Genomic DNA, 23,310 nt, shown 5'->3' with positions numbered 1-23,310 from the left:
CTATGCTGTTTATTTGAATCCCTTGATGCCTTGTAGCAAGATTTCAGAAGCATTTTCAAAAAGCTCTTCTTCTACCATTTCGAGATTGAGATTGACCCGATACTTCGCCATAAAGGCATAGAAGAAAGTAGAGACGAACATAAGAGCTGCCGTGAACGGATCTACCTTTGGCAAATGCCCTTGCTCCTGAAACGCTAGGAGCTTGTTGGACAATACCTCGACTGCGGTCATTGGCAGGCTGCTGAACATCTGCACGACTTCCGGGTGGTTATCCGCTTCAATCATGCAGATCATGAAAATTTCTTTGCGCTCGACCAATAAGCCGTAATACGTGCGTGCGTAGCTGACTAGCATTTGCTTGAGATCAGAAAACTCGCCTTGCAACCCTTGCTCCAGCTGCTCCCGGACATCCATGATTTCTTTTAGGAGTTCTGTCAAGATGCCTACCTTGTTCTTGAAATGACGAAATACCGTCACCTCGTTAACCCCTGCAAGCTCAGAGATCTTGCGTGTAGTCGCTCCCTTGTATCCCTTTTGTGCCATTAGCTGACGTGCGGCTGATAAAATTCGCTCACGGGTTTCCTGTTCCTCTTCGCCTCTCCCCCCCAGCTTCTGTTCTATATCTGGGTGATCCATAAAGCACCTCCGTGCCAAGCAAGCAATTACTTGCATTTTCATTTTTTTCCAAACTCATTATATAAAGGAACTGCATGCATGTAAATACTTGCATGCAGTTCCGAAATGTTAATTTTTCCTTGTCAGCCTTACCGCTGTGTCTTCGTCTTAATCTGCGAGCTTGGGTCTTGCTTGCATTCTGTGCTGTATTCGACCAGATCGATTTCGCAGTCGGGCCCAATCTCGATCTTGTTGCCGCGAACGACCTTGGCCTTTGTGTTTTCCAGATAGATTTCGTCTCCTTCAATCGTCTCTACAGACAAGGTATTGTTGAGAAAATGCTTCAACAACTTGCCCAAGGTGCTATTCCCTGTTCGGCGCACCTCGATGTGCTCTCCACCCATTTCTTTTGCCTCACAGCCGCCATGCAAAAGCACCTCGATTCGCCCCGCATTCAGCAGTCCTCCGATACTAAACGCACCGTTTGCCCGGAACACTTCCGCTTCGCAATCCCCTGCGGTTTTCAATGACCCGAGAACCTTTACGTCCTCGCCTGCCATATTGCCCTGTACCTTGACGTTGCCACCTACTTTTAGACTCGTAAAATTCAAATCGTCCGCAACATCAAGTTGGCCATATACGGATAACGTATCCATTTTCACTTTGCCTTTAATCGACGCGTTGCCCTCCACTCTTGCCGAAGAGCCAATGAGATCTCCCGTGATACTGACATGTCCTGCACAATGAAGCGACTCGCACTCTACGTCGCCATTGATCTTGCCGTAACCTTGCACATCTACTTTGTTGTATACGCCACCCGTAGCATTCACTGCCCCATGAAAGATCAAATCTGTTTTGTTATTGTTCTCGTTCTGCATGGTATGGTCTCCCCCTACATAAATTTTGCTTTTAATTCTTCGATGCAATTGGCGAAAATGAGCCGCGTCACTACCTTTACACCGTTGTCAAAATACATTTCGGTAGAGCCAGATACCAACACGAACGTGGAAATCCCCATCTTGCGCATAAAAATCAGCTCACAAGGCTTCCCATCGAACTTGGGATAGTGGCTAGCCAGTACCTGCAGCAATCCGCCGCCTTCTTCTACAGTTAAGTCTCCTGCTGCCAAAAGTTTTTCCAACACATAGGCGTATAGTGCCTGCTGGAAGGTAAAAGTCCTTAGGCTTCCGAGAAAAACGTTGAACACTTCTAAAGAGGTAACAGAAACAATGTTTCGTGCCAATAGTTCATCTGCGGACAACGACGTTTCACTCATATTTGGTGAAAACATGTCCGCCAATTCATCCAGCGACAAGTCGTCTTTCATATTCAGGATCTTGTCGATTCGAGCTAAAATCTGTTCGCGCGGGAAAAAGGTTTCTTGCCCTGTAAAAGTCGCTCGGCGAATGAACCACTCCTCTGGAATCAAGTTCTTTCGTTTCCAACGGTATAACTGTCCGTACGAAATGCCTGTCAGCTCCAGCAGGTCCTTCTTCGAGATTACATTTGTGTCCAAGTGAAGCACCTCCAAAAACAATGTAACATAACACTGTTACGTTATTCAACTACAGACTGTTTGACACTCGGGTGACTGTCACAAAATCCCTTTAGCTGGATCAAATAAGTGATTTGAATGCAGAAAGGAAGCATGACATATGAAAAAACAAACACTAGTGGTTACAAGTATGATGGCATTGCTGTTATCCGTTGCATCTCCGCTTACAAACACACAAGCGCCAGCATACGCAGCTGGTCAGGCACCAGCAGTAAAGCCAGAAATGAAAACCCTCGCTCAGTTAGACAAAAATGTCGTAGAAGCGGCGAAACAAGCGATGCAAAAACAGGCGGGCGGCGTGCTGATCGAACTGGACGAGATTAGAGGAGAAACGGCAGATTGCTGGGTAATTGCGGCAAAAAACAACAGAGGTGAGGTGCTCGTTACCAAGCAGGAGGGAAAGGTTGCATCCGTATCCGTGAAATTAAAATTTAGCGAAGTGCCTGCTGATTTGCAAAATACTGTTACGAGCACGTTAAAAGGAATGGATAATCAGCATGCCTTTACGATTGATTGGGTAGAACGAATCAACTGGGATAAAAAAAACGTTTGGCTGTTCAAAGGGCAAAATGCATCGGTTATCATCGACGCTGCGACTGGGAAGGTCAACGCTGCGACATTGAATTATACAAACAAGCAAATGAAACCCAAAGTGATCGATACAGTGCAAAAGGCGCTAAAGTCACTTTCCAACGGCAAAGCATCGGCGCTGCTCCCTGACGTAACACTGGTGAAAGAATCGCAAGAACGCCTGGATCAGGCATGGAATTTTATGGATATCGAACGGAAATACAGGATCGTCATAGGGGCGAAAACAGGGAAAGTAGTGGCAGCGACCATGATCAGCGAGTTCAGAGATGGGAACTATACCGCGGACGAAGATATTCCCAAGGTGTTTGCCAAACCGTTCTTTACAAAAGAAAGGGCGATTGCTGCTGCCAACCCGATGATGAAAAAGGTTTTTAACCTCGATCTGACCGGATACAATGTTTCGTCCAAATATAACGTATATACGTTTACGAAAAAGGGGAAACCGACTATTACGGCATCGATCAACCATAAAGGAGTCTTCTATGATTTCGCCGTTACGCCGGAAAACGGCTTGATTAACTAGGGATGCTCTAAGATATTGGGGGCAAAATCCACCTTTACCACATACAACAATGAAACCACCTGTTGAAAGGTGGTTTCATTGCGTTGGCCGTTCTTATCTAAACTCCGCTTGCATCAAGCGTTTCATATCAGTTGGTATTGGTGCCTCGACTACAATCTCTTTTTCGAGAAGCGGATGCAAAAAAGACAACTTGGAAGCATGCAGAGCCTGTCGGCGTAACAAACCTCTCGCTCCCCCGTACATCGTATCGCCAGCAAGCGGGTGTCCAAGATGGGCAAAGTGAACGCGAATCTGATGGGTACGGCCCGTTTCCAGCCAAACGCGCGCGAGTGTCATTCCCTCAGAGGTCTGTTGTACCTCGTAATATGTGATGGCAGGATCGCCACTCTCCACGACACGGCGCTTCGTAGGATGACGCGCATCTCGGCCAATTGGCGCATCAATCGTTCCAGCTCCCTCTGACAGCACGCCACTGGCAACCGCAAGATACTCGCGATGAATGCCTCCTTCGCGTAGTAGCCTGTCAGCCAATTGATGACCATAGCTGCTTTTGGCTACGAGAATAGCTCCTGATGTATCTTTATCCAGCCGATGCACAGGATGTACACTCGTCTGCTCACCCCTTGCCGCCAGTACGGCAGCGAGTGCATGTACCAGTGTGTCGGTCTCCTGTTTAATCGGGTGCACCATCATGCCTGCCGGTTTGTTTGCAATCAAGAGATGATCGTCCTCGTACAAAATATCGATGGACGGCATTGGTGTAATCGGTCCCTCGGGCTTCGTATCATGCTGGGGCTGCCCAGGCGCTTGCGATTGCTCTTGCCTCTCGATGACACGAACCGCGATTGTATCTCCTGCTTTTACTTGTCTTTGCAGGAAGGGCTGCTTGCGATTGAGTAAAATCCCCTTACTTCTCGTCAGCCGCTGCATCATACGACCCGACACGTTGAGCTTTTGCCGGACGATTTGTTCTACGTTCATTCCCGTGTCCTGTTCACGGACGATGTATTCGATCCAATCTTTGCGGCTCACGTCTAATCCCTCTGTTCCATGCTTTTTTCTTATTGTAGCAAAAGGATGCCAGAGATGCTCGTCTGTAGTCGTCCCCTTACGTTTGGTGGGGGGAAGCCCTGCCACATGTCTTCCAGTCGCCTGTATCCTCTCTTCGTTCGGGCGGTCTCCTTCCAGACATGTGACAGTGCTTACGGACAGCTTGTGTTTGCTTCGTGCTTTTAGAGCGTTTTGGTTGATATTCAGGGGGCTAGGATAACAAAATCAGTAGCTTCAAGAAGTTAACCAAAAGCTCCGTAGGAAGAAGCGGATTTCCAGTCCAAGCGCCTCTGGAGCGAACTGTCAATCCCCCCTTGCAGGGCGTAGGCCGAAGCGTAGACTGGAAATGCGCTTCTTCCCTCATCGACAGCTACGTTAAAATGTGAAAAAACCACCATGCTAAGCATGATGGCCCTGTTAACTTACCCTTTTAAGTTTTCCGGATTGAGTCCTTGCAGCTCTGGCAAAACGAACAAACCGTCTTTGCGAATCAGCACATCATCAAACCAGATTTCTCCGCCGCCATACTCGGGACGTTGGATGTTTACCATATCCCAGTGGATTTGGCTGCGGTTGCCGTTATCTGCGTTGTCGTATGCACGTCCTGGTGTGAAGTGGAAGCTGCCCGCAATTTTTTCATCGAACAAGATATCATTCATTGGGTGCAGGATGTACGGATGCACACCAATTGCGAATTCCCCGATGTAGCGCGCTCCTTCGTCCGTATCAAAAATTTCGTTGAGTCTCTCGGTGTTGTTAGAAGTCGCCTCGACGATTTTTCCGTCTACAAACTTCAGGCACACATTTTCGAATTTCGTGCCCATGTAGCTTGTTGCTGCGTTGTACGTAATGGTTCCATTCACGGAGTTACGCACTGGGGCTGTAAAAATCTCGCCGTCTGGAATGTTGCGAAGCCCGGAGCAAATGATACTAGGGATGTCCTTGATTGAAAATTGAAGATCTGTTCCAGGTCCAACAAGACGCACTTTGTCCGTGCGATCCATCAATTGCTGCAAAGGCAAAAAGGCTTCGTGCATCTTTTTATAGTCAACGGAACATACGTCAAAATAAAAATCTTCAAAAGCAACGGTAGACATGTTGGCATTTTGCGCCAAAGCCGTGGTCGGGTAGTTGAGCAGTGTCCAGCGTACATTGTTGGTCAGGTAGTCATTCAATTCTTGCATCACACTTTGGTGTGCACGACGACGCTCTACCGGGACATCGGCCATCTCACTGTCGTTGGACGGACCATTGATGACGATATATGTATCCAAATCTTTGTACATTGGCTCTTCCCATCTCGCCAAATGAGTCGCACGCTCTGCACTTGCACCGAGCATCAGCTCACGTTGGATAGACGGGTCAATAATCCGTACGAACGGATAAGCTCCCAAGTCATACGCCTGCTTAACCAATTCTTTTGCCAAAGCGTGACCCTCGCCACGAACTTCAATCAACAAGCTTTCTTTTTCCTTCAGGCGTACAGAATGGCTCAGCAAATTTGTAGCCAGCTTAACGATGCGTGCATCCAGCATGCGATATCCCCCACATTCCTAACATGATTGGTTATTGTTAAAAAATATTTTACCGAATGAAGGTACCTTTTTCAATTCTCGATGTTCTTGGTACTATTCAAAAAAAACCAAAAAATTATCTTGCATAAATTCGACGATTTCGAGTATTCTAATCAACAAGAGTTTACCTATGTAAAAAATTTGAAAGACGGGAGTGCTGAGTTCATGGTGTTTTCTGTAGTTATCTTCGCTTAGGTGGGGCCTCTGCTAAGGGGCACTGCCTCTTACAACCCTTTCAAAAGCTAGAAGCTGCAGGATGCCTGAACCGCTTCCGTCTTTTTCCCGATATGAATTGCGGGCCATGTTCTTGGGTGAACAGTCGGTTTACTGTACCTAAAATTAAAGGTATATAACCGTCTCTCTTTTGTACCCCGTTGAACTGGTTATTTCCCGCCACCCTTGTATCGTTTGATAAAGCGCAAGCGGAAGAGCATTGTCTCTACCCCGTTTGCGCTTTTTTACGTGGAATTTTTCCAAGAAGAGAATCGAGGTCAAAGCACCTGCAGAAATAGAATGGAGGAATTCGTGTCATGATTTGGCGTTCGTGGGATCTTAACTTGAAGGTACGTCTCTTTGGTGAATTGATTACGCACACCTTCTTTTGGATGTACTTTCCGTTTATGGCGATTTATTTTAGCGATACGTTTGGGAAGGATGTAGCGGGTCTTCTGTTGATGGTACCACCGCTGCTCGGGATGCTGTCCAACCTGTTTGGCGGATATTTGGCTGACCGGGTAGGTCGCAGGTTCACCATGCTGCTCTCGCTCTGTACATCGACCGTGATGTTTGCCCTGTTTGCTTTCTCCCCGTCCCCTTGGGTCGACTATATTGCCTTCATCGGGATCGGGATCGCTGGGGCTCTCTACTGGCCTGCCAGCTCCGCCATGGTGGCTGATTTGACCACAGAAGAAGATCGAAGAATTGTCTTTGCTACCTTTTACACAGCGATGAACATCGGGGTGGTTGCGGGTCCCGTATTGGGTTCTGTCTTTTTTGTTCATTACCGTCCGCAGCTGTTAATGTTCTGTACCATCGTTGAGTTGCTTTTTGCGATTGCCGTCTTTTTCCTGATCAAAGAAACGCTGCCTGAACACGTCCGTCAGGAGAAGGCAAAGGAGCGTTTTTCCCTGATTCAGCAATTCAAGAGTTACGCCATTATTTTCCGAGATAAAGCATTTGCCCTGTACATTGGCGCAGGGATTTTGATCGCCATTGGATTCATGCAATTGGATATTTACATGGCGTTGTATGTCAAAGAGCATGTCATGCAACAAGCATTATTTTCTTGGGGCAATTGGACTTATTCTGTCGGGGGAACCAGCGCATTCGGCTGGCTCATGGCCTTAAATGGTTTTTTGGTGGTTCTGTTTACACTGCCAGTCACACGCTGGTTCGAAAACTGGAGTGATCGCAACAGCCTCGTCATCTCCTCCATCTTATTCGGTCTCGGCCTGTTCTTGATGGCCTTTACGACGAATATCTGGCTCCTGTTCGGCTGTATGGCGATTTTGACATTCGGCGAGCTGATGCGCACACCAGTCGCCCAGAGCTTCATCAGTAAATACTCGCCGGAGGATGCGCGCGGTCAGTACATGGGAGCTTCTTCGCTCCAGTTCTCCATTGGTCGCTTCTTCGCTCCCCTGACGATCGGACTATCCCAATGGCTCGCACCTGTTGGTGTATTCGGTGTCATCCTGGGCTTTACCTTAGTCAGTGCCTATCTGTATATCATTTTGTTCCGGATGATTGGTGCCAAAGAAGTTAGCAAGAGTAGCTAGAGTAGAGCATATCGTTCTACCAAATCTCCTCCTCTCATATAAATGAGTCATAGATAGCTTGACCAGGAGGGGATCGTTATAAACCAGCCGAATGCCTTTGCTACATTTAGAGAACATCGAGGAATCGTCTACCGAACTTCTACCTATCTTCAATGGGGAGCGTATTCAGAGGGGCATCGTTCTCTTGGGAGCTGTCTCTTACTGAACCCTGGTAGTGCCAAGCTTTTTCGTGAAAGACCTGCTCCCGGTCATAGCGTCATAGGTCAAACCACACTCGATCCCACCATGCGACAATTGATCCGGCTGGTGGAGGCAATCTACGGAAAGCGGGCATTGGCAGGCAGATTCCATATGTACAACCTGTTTTCCGTACAAAATGCAGCTGCCGTGAGTGCCATTTCTCATTTCGAGCAGCTCATTCACGAGAAAGAAACGACGCTTGCGGCTCAGCTCGTATCTACGCAGGAACTGCAAAAGCATCCGTGGCTCCTGCTGGGGTGGGGGCTTTCACATCACCATTCCTGGCAGCATTTTTCTTCGCTCAAGAAACTGTGGAAACAACGGATCGCAGCAGCAGGGATACCGACTTTTGGCAAGCCTTGCCCCAAGGGAATCGATTACTACCATCCGAGTCCGCTTCTACATGCGACGAAAGAAATGATCCTGGAGGAACTGGTGGAGATCTATAGGAAAACGATTGGGCGAAAGTCTGCCCATCCGCTTTAGATAAAAAAAAGAGTCTGTCTCCCCACAAAGCGGGAAACAGACTCTTTTCCATTCACTACGGCATCTCGCTGCCCTCGAAAAATTCCGTTCTGTCAAAACGACCGCGCATCCATTTGTACGTATCTTCATAGATGGCGCGCTTGACAGGGTCCGTGCTCTTGACAGACTCTAGCAATGTCTTGGAGCCGAAGTAGTAAGCGTGTACGTTGTTTTTATCCATCCCCAGCTTGTGGGTGGCCACTAACTGATTGTAGTAGGTCTGATAGAACTTCGGATCATTGTACATCTTCCAGTCGCCTTCGATCTCGATGTCCATGTCGTACTTGTTGACGACGTCCAGCACCCCTTGAATACGGTCAATTCCTACCGGCTTGTCGCTATAATAGCTCGGCTGCAGGAATGCCTTATCGAAATAAAGAGATTTCCACTCGGACACTCCCGGTGCACCGAAATACGGAATCCAATAGTATCGCAGCGCCTCGTCATGCACCATGCTACCCATGTCACGAATCAGCTGACGTTCTTTCGGTGCACCATCCTCCACCAGCTCATGGAACCAATAGATTCCTTCCAGCTTCAGATACGCGTATCCTTCCTTGTTCCAGCGCTTCATGAGCTCCTGGAAGTACCATTCCAGTGCAGCTTTGCGGTTCTGATACGCTTGCTCTTCCCCAATTCCCGCAGGGTTGAAGGAAAGGGATGGTTTCTTTTCATCCAGCTGGCCAAAATTGGTCTGACTGGCATTCGGATATGGCAGAGCCAACACAACATTTTCCTGCGTCGGTGTTGAATACAGCGTTCCGCGCAGGCGATTGTATTCCCGCATAGCTTGGTTAAGAGCATCCAGCTGCTTATTCGAGCCGAACAAATCATTCATATACGTTGTCCAGCTTTCCTTCGTAGCAGGAATCGTCTGATACGGCAGGAACAAAATCGTGTCAAACATCTGGTCACGCATATAACCATCTACGGTGCGGTAACCAACCATCGGGAGGAAATCCTCTTTGGTCCATGTCCCGAGTTCGCCATGCTCTCCGGTATAAGCGAGCAGCATATTTTCCACACGACGTCCTGCTTGTTTGGCATCTTCCAGCTTTGCCGGGTTTGGTGGCGGCAACAAGACAGCGCCATTGTTCCACTCGCTATCCGTTTTTGCCCATACCTCCAGCTGGCGAGCGAACGTAAATACTTTCACCGGGAAAGATACCCGGACATAACGGGTGTTGACGTCCGGCAAGGTCACGCTCAATGTGCGTGTAACCAGCTTGTCCTCTTTGGCGGAAACATCGTGAACGGCTCTTCCCGCATACGACCACACTTTCCCGTCGCGAGATACCTCGACTTCCATGTATTCTGGCATCGTGATGCCCGAGGTCTTCTGTTGCTTAAACGTCAGCGCAACTCTCTCCAATGGCTTCGCCTCGTCGAGCTCAACGGTCACCTTGCGCCCAAACTGACGGTGGTATCCCGTCCAGTCTTCTGTAGGCGTAACAAGTCCGCCTACTGGACCCGGATACTGCTTCTCCAGCTCTTGGAAATACGAGTCTGGCGCTCCAAAAGTAGTAACCGATGTATAACTGCCTGGTGCGATATTGACCAGTTCGTCCTTCTCTGCTGGCTCTTTCGCCTCTTCTTCTGGATCAGCAGGCTTCGTTGCATCCGTTTCTGTTGTTCCGGTGTCTGCGTCTGGCTTTTCTCCCTCTACTACCGTCTTACTTTCATCGACTTTCGTTGCCGATTCATTGGAGGAAGTCACCGGCGTAGTCTTTGGCGTGTCCTCTACCTTTTCGACAGCTGGCTTACCAGCGTCCTTGATCTCAACGGGAATCGTCGTCGTTTTGTAGCCGACTGTCACCGTGAGATTTCCTTTTCCTGCTGTAGGACCAGCAACAAAGGTTCCGTCAGCCGAAACGGCTCCCAGCTCGGGACGATCAAAAGCGAAAATAGGTGTAAAAGGCAGATCATCTCCGCCGATGCTGCTTACCTTCAAGCGTTGGCTCGTGCCAGCAGCCAAACTCAGCCGCTCTACATCTACCTTGTATTTCACCTGTTCTGCTTGCTGGTAGCGTGCATCCAAGGCGCGCTCAGCGATCACAGCAGCCTCTGCACGCGTGACAGTACCTGTCGGATTAAACTTGCCGCCTGCACCTTGCATCCAGCGCTGATTCGTCACTTCTTCCACGGCCGTTTTGGCGTAATCGGCGAATTCTTCTTCATCGCTGTATGCAACAGGGGTCTGACCTGCCACTTTGGTCACAGCGCCCTCTTTCATCAAGCGAGACAGCATGACAGCCAGCTCTTGTCGTGTAAGCGGGTCTAGAGCACCCATCGTGTGCTCACTTCTACCGTTCATCACACCCAACTCAGAGAGTCCATATACGTACGGTGCATAAGGACTTTCCAATGGTACATCTTCAAAAGCGGCATCGTCGATTTCTGTTGGTTGAAGACCGATTACTTTTGTCAAAAGCACTGCAATATCCTGTCTAGAAATCGTGTTTTGCGGGTTAAAGCGGTTTTCTCCCTGACCACTGATCATATGAAGGGCTGCAAGTCTGGTTACGGCTTTACTGGCGTAGCTGTTGCCCAAATCCGTAAACTCCGTCTGCGCTTCTTCTTGTTTTTTGAACTGATCTTCCAGCTTCTTGGTCTGGTCTGCTGGTTTCTCGCTCTCCACCGCCGGTTTCTCTGGCTCTGTCGCAGCATGAGTCAACGGCGTGCTTTGGACCAGTAATGTCGTCGCTGCCAATAGCGCAGCCAGCATTCTGCTCCCGAATCTACTCTTGCTCATTGCATTTTCTCCTCCAATTATGCCCCTTCTTTAGAGGTAGTTCAAAAAGTCATCTTTGAACAATACTCTTATGTCTATTCGGTCGGGGTAACCATTGGCCCACGCGGCGGTCTAGGTCCGAAAAACTGATAGTAATCTACCTTGATATTTCCGTTGTAGAGCTTGCGCTTTTTGCTTGCTGTACGACCAAAATGCTCCTCAAACTGTTCATCGGACGTAATAACATAGAAAGACCACGTATCCATGGCAGCAAAGGTTTCCCCCATTTCGCCATACATCTTGGCAACCTGCTTCCATTCTCCCAAGCGCTCCCCATAAGGTGGGTTGCAAATCAAGTAGCCGTACTTGCGCTTGGTCCGCACATCCCTCACATCCATGCGTTGAAAATGAATCAGGTCATCTACACCGGCCTCAGTGGCGTTGTGGCGGGCAATTTTCAAGATCTCGTCATCCATATCTGTCCCGATAATCTCCAGCTTTTGATCATAACGAGCCAAATCATGGGTCTCTGCGCGCGCTTCACGCCAAGCTGTTTTCGGAATGATAGGCCACGTCTCGGAAACGAATTCCCGATTCATCCCCGGAGCGATGTTTTGTCCGATCAGCGCCGCCTCAATCGGAAGTGTACCCGAACCACAGAATGGGTCCATGAATACCCGATCAGGCTTCCAGCGAGACAGCATAATCATCGCCGCAGCCATGGTTTCCTTCAGTGGCGCTTGTCCGATCAATTCCCGGTAGCCGCGCTTGTGCAGGCCCGGTCCTGACGTATCAATCGTCAGCGTCGCCACATCCTTGAGAAGTGCCACCTCGATCTTGTACAGCGGCCCTTGCTCATCGAACCACTCGCGCTTGTAGGTCTTTTTCAGACTTTCTACCACTGCTTTTTTCACGATCGCTTGGCAATCCGGCACACTGAACAAGGTAGATTTGACCGATTTCCCTTCCACTGGAAACGTCCCATCCTCTGTGATCCAATCGGCCCACGGCAGTGCTTTTGTCTGTTCAAACAGCTCGTCAAACGTAGTCGCTTTGAACTCCCCTATCTTAAGACGCACGCGGTCGGCAGTTCGTAACCACAAATTTGTGCGGGGAATCGCAGAAATATCTGCGGTGAACGTTACCTTGCCGTTTTCCACTTGTACCGGACCGTATCCGAGTGCCTTTACTTCTTCTGCTACTACTGATTCCAAACCAAAAGTCGCCGTAGCGATCAATTCTACTTTTTGCATATGTAATCTCCTGTCCGTCCGATATCCTTCGGGCAAATGCCCAGTCCTACTACCTTACATATTATATTACCCCATTTACGAATAGCGTTGGTAAACTTGTCTAAATTCAAAAGACCCATCACCGAAAAACAGTGACGGGGTACGGCATGTGGATCCCCCATATGGGACATCCTACGAAAAACTTTGCGTACGGGAGGGAGTCAGGGTGCCAGAATTACCTGAGATGGAGACCTATCGCCGACTGCTACAGGAAAAAATCGGTGGCGGAACAATTACTGCCACACATGTTCAGCGGGAAAAAACGATTAATCTACCACCTGCGGAATTTGCTCGTCTCTTGCAAGGCAATCGCCTGACACTTGTCGACCGACGTGGCAAGCATCTTCTCTTCCATCTGGAAAGTGGACATGTCCTGCTGCTTCATCTGATGCTCGGCGGCTTTCTATACCTGGGCTCTGCGGAAGACAAGCTGAAGAGAACCGCTCAAGTGACTCTTGCCTTTGACGAGCGCATTTTATATTTTCACGGCCTCCGCTTAGGCTACCTGCACTTGCTCACCAACGTTCAGATCGACGAGAGACTGGCTCCTCTCGGTCCGGAGCCATTGGACCCGCTGTTTACCTTTCCCCGATTTACGGAGCTGCTCACTGACAAGCGCAGCGTCCTCAAAACAGCATTAGTCAATCAGCATTTGCTGGCGGGCATCGGCAACTGCTATGCGGACGAGATCTGCTTTCAGGCCGCTATCCTTCCTACCCGGACGATCCCGACGCTTTCTTTCGAGGAACAAAAACAACTGTATCATTCCATGCAAACCGTGCTTACAGAAGCCATTCGATTCGGCGGTTACATGCAGCCGCTCTTTTCCGGTGATTCCCTGACAGGTGGCTTCGATGAGCGCTGCCAGGTGTACGATCGAGGCGGAGAGCCTTGCCCGCGCTGTGGACAGCCTATCGAAAAGAGCGAGCTCTCCTCCCGCAAAGTATTCGCCTGCACGAACTGCCAGCATTGACAGGAGCGTATTCACTCCCTAGACGACAGGAGTCTTTGCGGCTTCCATCTGCTTGATCATAAACACCTGCTCCGTCTCGGAAGGACTGAATCCCGCCGCTTGCAGGATTTCAACAAGCAACGTATCAGCCGCGCGCAAATTAAACGTAGAACGGCGGCAATCGTGTGCAAGCGGCCCATACACGTGCGCGAGTGCGGTTTTCAAAATGTCTTGGGCATCAGGATGCTCTGGCTGTGCAACACATTGACGCAGCACGATCCCACTCACTTTGCCTTCTTCGTTTATCGAACACTTGTACATTGCATAGCCGACCGCCTGACCCTCTCTGTCTTCTATAAGCACGGCCTGCGCATCTCGCAAGTTCAGCCAGTAATTTTGCCATGGGACATCGGTCACGTAAAACGGCAGCATGGCGACTTCCGGAGCCAAAATGCGCCGAACCCGATAATCAGCCTGTACATTTGTCTGAAAGGCATTCTCTGCCAGCGGCCCACTCTGCTGTAAAAACAACAGACGATCCACAACGTCATAGCCTTTTTGCTCATACAAGGCAATCGCTTTGGTATTTTGGCTCAATGCCTCCAAGGTAGCTACTTCCACCCCAGCTTCCCGGTACAAATCCAATGTCGCCTCAATCAGTTGCTTCCCTACTCCTTGTCGACGATATTCCGTGGCGACACCCGTTCCACCATTCCACGCGACTTTTCGCCCTGCAATGGTTCTCATCCCGCTGGCCACTACGCCAATCGGCTCCGTGCCGTCAAAAGCAACCACAGACAGGGACAGCACGTATCCCTCGCCCCCCAGTCGTTGGACAAGCATTTCTTCTGTCATCGTAAACTCGATAAAATAGCCTTCAAATCCTCGGTTCCACGCTTTGGTCACTTCTGCAAAGGTACAGTCGCTCATCCGTTTGATGGTAATCATGGTATCACCTTCCTAGTTTTTGATAAAAATATTTTAATCGATAAAATCTAAAAATTCAATCATCTCGGAACACCTTTCTCCAGCTTTGTCACCCACACGCCTGACATGGTAAAATTAAATAATCACTTACTCGGGAGGTTCCTATGCGCAAACAGCTTACGGTCGGCTCGCTCATTCCTGGACGATCTGACGTACAGATGTCGAGTCCAGCCCCCGTTCCCGTGCAGACGCATACATCATTGAAAAAAACAGAAATGAGTCCGGCTCGCCCCCAATCAGAGCAGAAGCTCGTACAGGTGAAGCAGCGCTCACAAACGATGCCAGTCCGGTACACTCCCTCTCAGACACTATTACAAGCTGCGCTCACGCAAGATCAACCCATCACTTACAAATGCCAACAAGGGCATTGCGGCAAGTGCAGTGTACAGATCGTAGCTGGTGCATCATTACTCGACACCCCAACCGGACAGGAAAAAGCAAAGCTGGGAGAAAAACTCGCTACAGGCTATCGCCTCGCTTGTCAGAGCACATTTCGCTCTTCGATTCCTACATAGAGGGTATTTCTAATAGATAAAGGTGGCCGTAGCATGAATCCTACACGCATCCTACTATTCGCTGGGGGCAATCTGGGCAACTGGGCGATCCAAGAGATTCGCGAAAATGATTGGCTCGTCGGCGTTGACAGAGGTGCCTTGTTCCTCATTCGCAACGGTCTTGTGCCAAGATTGTCGATTGGTGACTTCGATTCTGTCAGCACCGAGGAAATGGCAGAAATTGAACGCCACAGTATGCACGTCTCCTCCTGCGATCCCGTCATGAAAGATTTGACTGATACAGAGATGGCCCTTACTTGGGCAATCGAGCAACAGCCCGAGGAAATTGTGCTGCTTGGTGTGCTCGGCTCTCGTTTTGACCATATGCTGGCAAACGTACACTTGCTGAACAAAGCGTTGCAGACGGGCACCAACTGCCTCATCCTCGATGAGACCAATGAAATCCGTCTGATTGACCGCCATAGTACTATCGCGCAGGATCATTTTGATCATATTTCTCTGCTGCCTTTTACATCGGAAGTCACAGGGATCACCTTAACTGGATTCCTCTATCCGTTGAAGGACGCGACCCTGCGGATCGGCGACACGCTTGGCATCAGCAATCTGCTAACGGAACAGACTGGAACGATCACGATTCAAACGGGCAAGCTGCTCGTTGTCAAAAGCAAAGACTAATCGTTAGAAAAAGAAAGGATCTCCCTGCATGATGCAAAACAATGGAGATCCTTTTCCTTTTCCCTGAAACAAATGCAGGCTACTCTTCCTCTACCTGCATCGGCAACTGCCAATCAATCTCTTGAAGCTCGCGCGAACGCAAAAACTCATTGGTCCGCGAAAAAGGACGACTGCCAAAAAAGCCGCGATTCGCCGAAAATGGGCTCGGATGCGGGGAGGCGATGACGAAATGCTTGTTTCGATCAATGAATGCCGCCTTCTCCTGCGCATGCTTTCCCCACAGGATGAAAACAAGTGGAGTCTCCCGATCGTTCAACAAATGAATAATTCGATCCGTAAACGTCTCCCACCCAATGTCCTTGTGCGAATTCGGAGTGCCGCGACGAACCGTCAGAACGGTGTTCAGCATCATGACGCCTTGCTTCGCCCAATGGTTCAGGTAACCATGCTGGGGAATTTCAAAACCGACATCGCTTTTCAGTTCTTTGTAGATGTTGACCAGAGACGGTGGCGGCTTGATTCCCGGCTTGACCGAAAAGCTCAATCCATGTGCTTGTCCCGGTCCGTGATACGGGTCCTGCCCCAAAATCACAACCTTTGCATTCTGATAGTCAGTCAGGTGCAGCGCTGTGAATATATGAAACATATCTGGGTAAATTGTCTGCGTCTGATACTCTTCCTTCAACGTCTGACGAAGCTTTACATAATAGGGCTTTTCGAATTCATCGGCCAATACGGGGGCCCAGTCATTTTGCAATATGGTAGTCATGTTCCTCACCTTGTCCGCTGTTTTTTTCTACCTTACCACAAACCACCCCATCACTGAACCACTGATTCGAGAACTAGGACCATTCTGATTTGGTCCTATCTTTCCCATGTTTCCTAGTCTTTGTTTCCTAGTACCCTCGTTTGATAGCTTTTCTCCTATGATCTTTGACATAATGATTGCTGGGAAGATTTAGAGAAAAGAGAAAGGGAGAGGGTTTCACATCATGAAATGGGACATAAAGTCATTTTTGGGGGGCATTGTTGTAGGTTCGGTGCTCTTTTCCGGAATTGCCATTGCAGCACCCGCTTTTCCAGACGCGGAAGAAGGAATGAAAACACCGTTCACCTACTACTTTGACGGGATGCCGAAATCACCAAACAGCGACGTACAAGGCATCATGTACAAAAACTCCGTCTATGTACCAATCCGCTTCGTAGCAGAGAACCTGAACAAACCGGTCATTTACGATGCGAGAACCAAATCGATTTTCATCGGTAAAATTCCAACAGCAAAAATGTACTCCAAAATGGAAGCGATCGAGCTGGTGAAAAAGAAATTCGCTGGCAAACTCTCGCCGACACATGTAGTCGAGTACGCTCATGACGACGAAAAAGGTCACTATGTCATCCAAGTGTACCAAACGGTCGTGAACAACTTCCAATCTGGCGACAGCTACACCAGTACGTATGGCTGGTTCGTAGTGAACCCGAATACCGGGGAAATTAAGTCGTTATTATAATTTCTTCTGCACTTATTTATTCGTACGAAAAAGACAGCGGACTAGGGACCCGCTAGCACCGGAGGATATCCTTCCGGTGCCTTTTTATTTTCTGGAAAAATTTAGATTGATTACCACTTGTCCGTTGTGATACTATCTCCATACCGCTATTTAATAAACATTTTTATTTACTATTTATTTTATATAAGGAGTGAACTTGTTTATGTCTACCTTACCGAACTGGGCGAGTTTATACCTTCAACGTTTACAGCTAGATCACAAGTCCCCTAACCTCTCTTATCTCAGTGAGCTCTGTCGCGCGCATCTGCAGACCTTCCCTTATGAAAATGTAAGCAAACTGCTCTTTTTCCGTGACGGAAAACATGAGGTACCCACCCCTGAGGAATATGTACACAATGCGATCCACTATAACTTCGGCGGCACATGCTATACCAGCAATCACAGCTTTCTCGCACTGCTTCGCACCCTTGGATTCTTCGGTCAGCTCATCTTGCCAGGCGGTGGGCATGCTGCCATCCTGATCGATGGTCCGAACACAGGAAAGACACCCGTCTATGTGGATACGGGGGCTACCGCTCCTATCTTTGAGCCGATTCATTTTCTGGAAGAGGGGAACCATACCAGGCCTTTTGGCACTGTTTCGATGGAATTGACCAAAAGTCCCGATCATCCTGAACACTATCGCTTTACGCGGTATGAAAACGGAAAAGTGGCAATTCCTCCGTGGGATTTTCATCCGAATGAACGAAAAGAACTGTCCGACTTGTCGGAAGTCATCCGCTCCTCTTTTTTACCAGACGCCTTCTTTTTGAATCGACTTCACATTCATCGTTTTCAGCTAGAGCAAGATCGCTTCGTGGTCCTCAAAAACAACACTCTCCACATCGGTTATTCAGATGGCACAGACCAGATAACACCCCTCCACACGATCTCTGATATAGAAGCTGCCGTAGCCGATGAAATGCAATTGCCACTTCTCCCTGTTCGCGAGGCGGTAGAAATCTTGCTCGAACGTGGTATTGATATTTTCTCTGCCCCCAAGAAAAAAGAAGTCCCACTTGAAAACGAAGCTCTCGATCCCCCTACCATTTGCTAATATCTGGTTGACAATGATAATATTTCTCAATAATATGGAAAAGTAGGGAAATGGGATATAAGGAGTGTCGCACTTCATGATGATGGAGATAAAAACATACGTCGTTCAGGAAGGTCATTCTGACAAAATTGTACAAGGCTTTAGCGAGCCTGGTGCTGTTGAGAAGGCTCCTGGTTTTGTAGATTTGAGCGTGCTAGTACAGAAGCCACGCAAAGGTGAAGAAGAAGTGGTCGTCATAATCCGCTGGGAATCAAAAGAAGCGTGGAAGCAGTGGGAGCTGAGTGATGTTCATCTGGCAGGTCACCGCGAAGCGCGCGAAGAAAAGACCCCTGAGTGGTACATTAGCGGCAATACCGGCCATTACGAGTTAAAAGCGAAAAAAGAACCGCAGCCTTCGTAAATACAAACAAACCAGCCCAGACCTCGGAAAAACTCCGATCAATCCAGGCTGGTTTTTTATTTTCCTCTATCCTTTTTCCAAACCGTATTTCTCCATCTTCCGGTACAAAGTCGACAAGCTGATTTGCAGCTCATTGGCAATCACGGCTTTGTCCTGTCCAAACTTGCCTGCGTTCAAATATCGTTGCAGAATGGAGCGTTCATATTCTGCCACCAGCTTTTCCAATCCCAAATCGCTGCCTACCGTCGTCGGTTCATCCTCGAACAGCAAATACTCAGGAAGCTCCTCGTTGCCGATGACTTGCCCCTCCGCCATGTTGACCATATACTCGACGGCATTTTCCAGCTGACGAATATTCCCCGGCCACTCGTATGCCTGTAGTCGTTGGACGAGCTGGGCTTCGAGCTCCAGTCTACCTTTTTGCAGCAACGTCCCGTATCGATACAGAAAATGCTGCAAGTAAAGAACGATATCCTCCGTGCGTTCGCGCAACGGCTTTAACCGCAGGGGGATGACGTTGAGTCGATAATACAAATCCTCGCGAAACGTTCCTTCCCTGACCATGCTCTCCAAATCTCTGTGTGTAGCAGCAATGACACGTACATCCACGCCTAGCGTCTTCACGCCGCCTACCCGATCTACTGTTTTCTCCTGAAGGACGCGCAGCAGCTTGGGCTGGAGGGACAACGGAATATCGCCTACTTCATCCAGAAAAATCGTTCCCTTGTGGGCCAATTCAAATTTCCCTGGCTTCCCTTCGCGTCTGGAGCCTGTGAATGCGCCACCTTCGTACCCGAACAACTCGCTTTCTAACAAGGTCTCAGGAATCGCCGCGCAATTGACTGCGATAAATGGCTGTCTGCTGCGCGCACTCTCGCAGTGAATGGCTTTTGCTAACAGCTCCTTGCCCGTTCCGCTCTCTCCCCGGATCAAAACAGTGGAAATACTGTGCGTCACTTTTTTCGCTTTGGCAATCACATCGCGCAAGCCTGTTTCTGCCCCAATCAGCTGGGCGAAATACACCGGATGAACCGAGGCTTGCGGCATTTCCTCTTGAATGTTACAGCTCTTCTCCCGTTGCGCATCCAGCTCTAGCAGCTTGTGCTCAATCAAGGAACTCGTATGCTGCAAAAACGGCATCCATGTTTCCGAATGGTGCAGCATCTTTTCTTTTTGCTCGGGGGAAAAGCCGATAATTCCGATGACCCCTACCGTCTTCTCCCGTTTGTGCACCGGAAATCCAATCGTCGCCAGCTCTCGGCATTGTTGCAAAAACTTGCAATTGCCACACTCCGATTCGTTCTTTTTCATGTCAAAAATCATTCCCGGCTGTCCGGTTTGCAGGATCATTCGGAAAAACGATCCCTCCGGCGCAGGCAATCCAATCAACTCCTGATAGTAGCCGGTCCCGCTCACACGTATCCCTTGTTCATCCAGGATGGTGACATCGAGTCCCAGTACCTTGGAAATATTGTCGGCGTACGATTGAATGAATGCCTCGATCCGGGAAAACTCTGTCATGCCCAATCCTCCAGTTTCACGTTCCTTTATCCCCTAGACACTGCCACCATTGGCAGACTAGCTAGCGCCTGCTCCAAATCCGCGATGATATCCTCCACATCCTCCAAGCCAGTCGATAAACGAATCAGACCGTCCGTAATGTTGAACTTGATTCGCTCAGAGGCAGGAATCGAGGAATGCGTCATCGAGGCAGGATGCTGTACCAGTGTCTCGGGATCTCCTAAACTAAACGATATCATAGCCAAGTGCAGAGCGTTAATGAAAGATTTGGCTGCCTCGTAGCCGCCCTTTACTTCAAAGGAAACGATCCCGCCCATTCCGGCCATTTGCCGTTTAGCCAGCTCATGCTGTGGATGGGAAGGCAGACCAGGGTAGTAGACGTGCGAGATTGCAGGGTGCTGCACCAAAAACTCCGCCACTGCCTGCGCATTTTGCCCATGCTGTCTGACACGCAAGCCGAGTGTTTTCAGCCCACGCAAGATCAAGAAAGCATCCCAAGCATTCAAATTTTGTCCCAAGTCTCCCATGACGTTTTTGCGCATGAATTGGATATGCTCCTGCTTCCCAACGATGAAGCCCGCGATGACATCCCCATGTCCGTTCAAATATTTGGTGGCGCTATGCACGACGACATCAGCCCCTAGCTCAAGCGGTCGCTGCAAGTATGGCGTTAAGAAGGTATTGTCGACGATTACCACAATGCCATGCGCGTGCGCCAAACGTGACAACGCCGAGATATCTAAAACAGTCAGGCACGGGTTCGAGGGTGTTTCGAGGTACAGAACTTTTGTGTTTGGCAAAAAAGCGCTCTCGACTACCTGCAAATCGGTGCAATCGACGAAGTCCGTCGCAATGCCATAACGCGGGGCCATGGTCGTAAGAAACTTGTAGCTACCCCCGTACACATCTCGGGTACACACGACATGATCACCCTGCTTCAAAAAGGCGAGCAAAGCTCCCGAAATGGCTGCCATCCCACTACTTACACCCAAGGCAGCTTCGCCATTTTCCAACGCGGCGATTTTTTGCTCCAAAGTGGTGATGGTAGGGTTGCCATATCTTCCGTAGTACGTTCCTTCCCGCTCCCCAGCCACGCACGCCGCTGCGGAGTCTGCATCTGGAAACGCGTAGGCCACGGCAGGCACCACCGCGGATACGACTGCTCCTGTTTTTTGGCAAGGCGTTTGTGCTGTATGAATAATGGAGGTGTCCATCTTCCACTTGTTTGTCGTCATTTCTCGTCTCTCCCTTTTGCTTGTGCTGTTACCAAAGGGTATAGCAAGGAGCGTGCCAAGGTGAGAAACCGCATCATTCCAGTGCTCTTCCCTTTCTGCGCTCGCAGACATTCGCAATCATGCAAATGATTTTTTTCGAATTCACGAGAAAAAGCCGTTAGTTGCCCCAACGACTTTTCGCATAGTTGCAATTATGTTTTGCATTACTAGAAAAATAGCTTATACGATCATGCCGCCCGCGCTTTTCCTGTATTTCAAAATGCCTTCTGCCGCTCGATAGGAGAGAGCACCCATCGTTCCTGTCGGATTGTAGCCGCTATTGTGCGCAAAGGCAGAAGCCCCGACGACAAATACGTTTTCCGCATCCCACATCTGCAAGTAGTTGTTAACGGCCGAGGTTTCTGGAGAGGCTCCCATGATGACGCCACCTGTATTGTGCGTCGATTGGTATGGTGTGATATCGTAGGGTCCGAGCTTGCGGTTGATTTCGAGCTTCTCGTTCGCACCCATTTCTTTCACAATTTCCGCGCACTTATCCGCACAAAAAGCCGCCAACTCCCTGTCCTGATCGACGAAATCATACGTAATGCGCATCAATGGATCACCAAATGCGTCCTTGTACGTCGGGTCCAGATCAAGGAAGTGCTGTCGAAATGGCATGGAAGCTCCTTGGGCGCCTACGGATATGAACCGATTCGTGTATTTGATCGATGCAGCCTTGAAATCCTTGCCCCAGCTAGGCGTTCCCGGTGGCACCTTGTTCGTGCCGATTGGTCGAAAGCCAGTTTGTGTGACAGCGATATTCGCCCCATGGATAAATTTCAAATCGGAGTGATCGAAGTTATCACCGTTGTAATCATCCAAACACATTCCCAACGAGCCTGCGCCTGCAAAATTGTTAAACTCCTTGTCGTCGAAGAAGCCGACCGCGCCTCCTCTCATGACCTGGTAGGCGTAGTTTTTTCCGATTACGCCTTTTCCCGTTGCTGGATCATACGGTTTCCCCAGCTTGGACATGAGCAAGATTCGCGCGTTGTTGAATACATAACTGGTCATCACCACAATATCGGCGGGCTGTTCGAATTCCTCCCCTGTCGTGACATCCGTATACAAGACGCCTGTCGCCTTGTTCCCTGTATGTAAAATTCTGCGGACATGGGAATGCGTGCGAATTTCAAACTTCCCTGTCTTCTTCGCTACCGGGATCACCGTCACCACCGGATCGGCTTTTGCTCCGTACTCGCAACCAAACCTTTCACAGAAGCCGCAGTACTGACAAGCTGCCCGAGCCACCCCGTCTGGATTGGTATACGCTTGCGAGAGATTTGCAGATGGTAGGATGTATGGATGCAGGCTTTTCTTCTTCGCAGCATCTGCAAACATTTTCATACTCGGTGTCGTACGCATCGGAGGTATCGGATAAGGACTGGAGCGTTTCCCCCCCAACGGATTCTCCTCGCCTGCGATTCCCGCCATCTTTTCAAACTTATCGAAGTACGGCTCCAATTGATCGTAGGTAATGCCCCAATCCTGGATCGTCATTCCCTCAGGAATTTTCTTTGCCCCATACCGTTCAATCGTCTTCGAACGGATTTCGAAATCGTACGGCAGGAAGCGGAAGGTCTGTCCGTTCCAGTGGATACCAGCTCCCCCGAGTCCTGTCCCGATCAAAAAGGAACCGTATGACCGCATGGGAAGCGCGCGAACGTTCATTTTACTGCGGAACGTAATCGTTTCCTTGGACAAATCTTGCATCATCTCGTAACGAAGAGCGTAACGCAATTCATCGTGTACCATGAAGTAGTCTTCGGTTTTCCGCTCCTTGCCTCGCTCTAGGCCCACTACTGTCAAACCTTGTTTGGTTAGCTCGGAAGCAATAATGCCTCCTCCCCAGCCCACCCCCACGATTACGACGTCAACCTTGGGCAGCTTTTTGGCCATATGTAC

21 protein-coding genes are annotated in these 23,310 nt (G+C 49.2%); 9 read left to right on the top strand and 12 right to left on the bottom strand.

Translation table 11 applies throughout. The features are described from left to right. Positions 1-9: 9 nt before the first annotated feature. The 3 genes from C7R92_RS14560 to C7R92_RS14550 all read right to left on the bottom strand — a co-directional run bounded on the left by C7R92_RS14560 (position 10) and on the right by C7R92_RS14550 (position 2,131). Positions 10-636: a TetR/AcrR family transcriptional regulator gene (locus tag C7R92_RS14560; RefSeq protein WP_106834757.1), complete on the bottom strand. Its 627-nt coding sequence runs from the start codon at positions 634-636 to the stop codon at positions 10-12. 128 nt (positions 637-764) lie between these two features. After that, positions 765-1,493 (bottom strand): polymer-forming cytoskeletal protein, encoded by a 729-nt coding sequence (locus C7R92_RS14555; RefSeq protein ID WP_017252426.1) that lies wholly within the window; start codon positions 1,491-1,493, stop codon positions 765-767. A 14-nt stretch (positions 1,494-1,507) separates the two neighbouring features. Then, a complete protein-coding gene (locus tag C7R92_RS14550; RefSeq protein WP_026043397.1) occupies positions 1,508-2,131 on the bottom strand; it encodes a YhbD family protein in 624 nt (207 codons plus the stop codon). 139 nt (positions 2,132-2,270) lie between these two features. On the opposite strand from C7R92_RS14550, the gene C7R92_RS14545 reads away from it, so the two are divergent. After that, entirely contained in the window at positions 2,271-3,284 is a 1,014-nt protein-coding gene (locus tag C7R92_RS14545; protein ID WP_069851103.1) for a hypothetical protein, read from the top strand. A gap of 93 nt (positions 3,285-3,377) precedes the next feature. Here C7R92_RS14545 and C7R92_RS14540 read toward each other — a convergent pair whose 3' ends face one another. Continuing rightward, entirely contained in the window at positions 3,378-4,316 is a 939-nt protein-coding gene (locus C7R92_RS14540; protein WP_106834767.1) for an RluA family pseudouridine synthase, read from the bottom strand. 440 nt (positions 4,317-4,756) lie between these two features. Then, entirely contained in the window at positions 4,757-5,869 is a 1,113-nt protein-coding gene (locus C7R92_RS14535) for an aminopeptidase (protein WP_106834756.1), read from the bottom strand. Positions 5,870-6,438: 569 nt separating this feature from the next. On the opposite strand from C7R92_RS14535, the gene C7R92_RS14530 reads away from it, so the two are divergent. Together C7R92_RS14530 and C7R92_RS14525 are read left to right on the top strand one after the other, a co-directional pair. Then, on the top strand, positions 6,439-7,686 hold the full coding sequence (locus C7R92_RS14530) for an MDR family MFS transporter (RefSeq protein ID WP_106834755.1): 1,248 nt from the start codon (positions 6,439-6,441) through the stop codon (positions 7,684-7,686). 285 nt (positions 7,687-7,971) lie between these two features. After that, positions 7,972-8,412 (top strand): hypothetical protein, encoded by a 441-nt coding sequence (locus C7R92_RS14525; RefSeq protein WP_244195751.1) that lies wholly within the window; start codon positions 7,972-7,974, stop codon positions 8,410-8,412. 55 nt (positions 8,413-8,467) lie between these two features. Here C7R92_RS14525 and C7R92_RS14520 read toward each other — a convergent pair whose 3' ends face one another. Both C7R92_RS14520 and C7R92_RS14515 read right to left on the bottom strand, forming a co-directional pair. After that, positions 8,468-11,203, bottom strand: coding sequence for a DUF4855 domain-containing protein (locus C7R92_RS14520; RefSeq protein WP_106834753.1), 2,736 nt, complete (start codon positions 11,201-11,203; stop codon positions 8,468-8,470). A 74-nt stretch (positions 11,204-11,277) separates the two neighbouring features. Further along, complete coding sequence (locus C7R92_RS14515; RefSeq protein ID WP_069851114.1) at positions 11,278-12,435, bottom strand: THUMP domain-containing class I SAM-dependent RNA methyltransferase; 1,158 nt, start codon at positions 12,433-12,435, stop codon at positions 11,278-11,280. Between the two features lie 205 nt (positions 12,436-12,640). On the opposite strand from C7R92_RS14515, the gene C7R92_RS14510 reads away from it, so the two are divergent. Next, entirely contained in the window at positions 12,641-13,447 is an 807-nt protein-coding gene (locus C7R92_RS14510; RefSeq protein ID WP_106834752.1) for an Fpg/Nei family DNA glycosylase, read from the top strand. A gap of 18 nt (positions 13,448-13,465) precedes the next feature. Here C7R92_RS14510 and C7R92_RS14505 read toward each other — a convergent pair whose 3' ends face one another. Further along, positions 13,466-14,374 carry a GNAT family N-acetyltransferase gene (locus C7R92_RS14505; RefSeq protein WP_106834751.1) on the bottom strand — a complete coding sequence of 303 codons (909 nt, stop codon included), beginning with the start codon at positions 14,372-14,374 and terminating at the stop codon, positions 13,466-13,468. 143 nt (positions 14,375-14,517) lie between these two features. Here C7R92_RS14505 and C7R92_RS14500 point away from each other — a divergent pair, with 143 nt between their 5' ends. Then, the gene (locus C7R92_RS14500) at positions 14,518-14,928 is read left to right on the top strand and encodes a 2Fe-2S iron-sulfur cluster-binding protein (RefSeq protein WP_106834750.1); all 411 of its coding nucleotides are present in this window, start codon (positions 14,518-14,520) and stop codon (positions 14,926-14,928) included. Between the two features lie 33 nt (positions 14,929-14,961). Beyond that, positions 14,962-15,603, top strand: coding sequence for a thiamine diphosphokinase (locus C7R92_RS14495; RefSeq protein WP_106834749.1), 642 nt, complete (start codon positions 14,962-14,964; stop codon positions 15,601-15,603). 79 nt (positions 15,604-15,682) lie between these two features. Here the strand turns inward: C7R92_RS14495 and C7R92_RS14490 are convergent, their stop codons facing one another. Then, the gene (locus C7R92_RS14490) at positions 15,683-16,372 is read right to left on the bottom strand and encodes a uracil-DNA glycosylase (protein ID WP_069851122.1); all 690 of its coding nucleotides are present in this window, start codon (positions 16,370-16,372) and stop codon (positions 15,683-15,685) included. 223 nt (positions 16,373-16,595) lie between these two features. Here C7R92_RS14490 and C7R92_RS14485 point away from each other — a divergent pair, with 223 nt between their 5' ends. From C7R92_RS14485 to C7R92_RS14475, 3 genes are all read left to right on the top strand, one after another. Further along, positions 16,596-17,111 (top strand): stalk domain-containing protein, encoded by a 516-nt coding sequence (locus C7R92_RS14485; protein WP_017252442.1) that lies wholly within the window; start codon positions 16,596-16,598, stop codon positions 17,109-17,111. Positions 17,112-17,313: 202 nt separating this feature from the next. Further along, complete coding sequence (locus tag C7R92_RS14480; protein ID WP_106834748.1) at positions 17,314-18,207, top strand: arylamine N-acetyltransferase; 894 nt, start codon at positions 17,314-17,316, stop codon at positions 18,205-18,207. A 76-nt stretch (positions 18,208-18,283) separates the two neighbouring features. Next, positions 18,284-18,607: an antibiotic biosynthesis monooxygenase family protein gene (locus C7R92_RS14475; RefSeq protein WP_017252444.1), complete on the top strand. Its 324-nt coding sequence runs from the start codon at positions 18,284-18,286 to the stop codon at positions 18,605-18,607. A 66-nt stretch (positions 18,608-18,673) separates the two neighbouring features. Here C7R92_RS14475 and C7R92_RS14470 read toward each other — a convergent pair whose 3' ends face one another. From C7R92_RS14470 to C7R92_RS14460, 3 genes are all read right to left on the bottom strand, one after another. Continuing rightward, positions 18,674-20,128, bottom strand: coding sequence for a sigma-54 interaction domain-containing protein (locus tag C7R92_RS14470; protein WP_106834747.1), 1,455 nt, complete (start codon positions 20,126-20,128; stop codon positions 18,674-18,676). 26 nt (positions 20,129-20,154) lie between these two features. Continuing rightward, positions 20,155-21,363 (bottom strand): trans-sulfuration enzyme family protein, encoded by a 1,209-nt coding sequence (locus C7R92_RS14465; RefSeq protein WP_106834746.1) that lies wholly within the window; start codon positions 21,361-21,363, stop codon positions 20,155-20,157. A gap of 219 nt (positions 21,364-21,582) precedes the next feature. Beyond that, entirely contained in the window at positions 21,583-23,304 is a 1,722-nt protein-coding gene (locus C7R92_RS14460; RefSeq protein ID WP_106834745.1) for a GMC family oxidoreductase, read from the bottom strand. Between the last annotated feature and the right edge of the window lie 6 nt (positions 23,305-23,310).

It is taken from the genome of Brevibacillus porteri, from assembly GCF_003013475.1.
Taxonomy (GTDB): domain Bacteria; phylum Bacillota; class Bacilli; order Brevibacillales; family Brevibacillaceae; genus Brevibacillus; species Brevibacillus porteri.
This window is presented reverse-complemented; position numbering and strand designations above follow the sequence as displayed.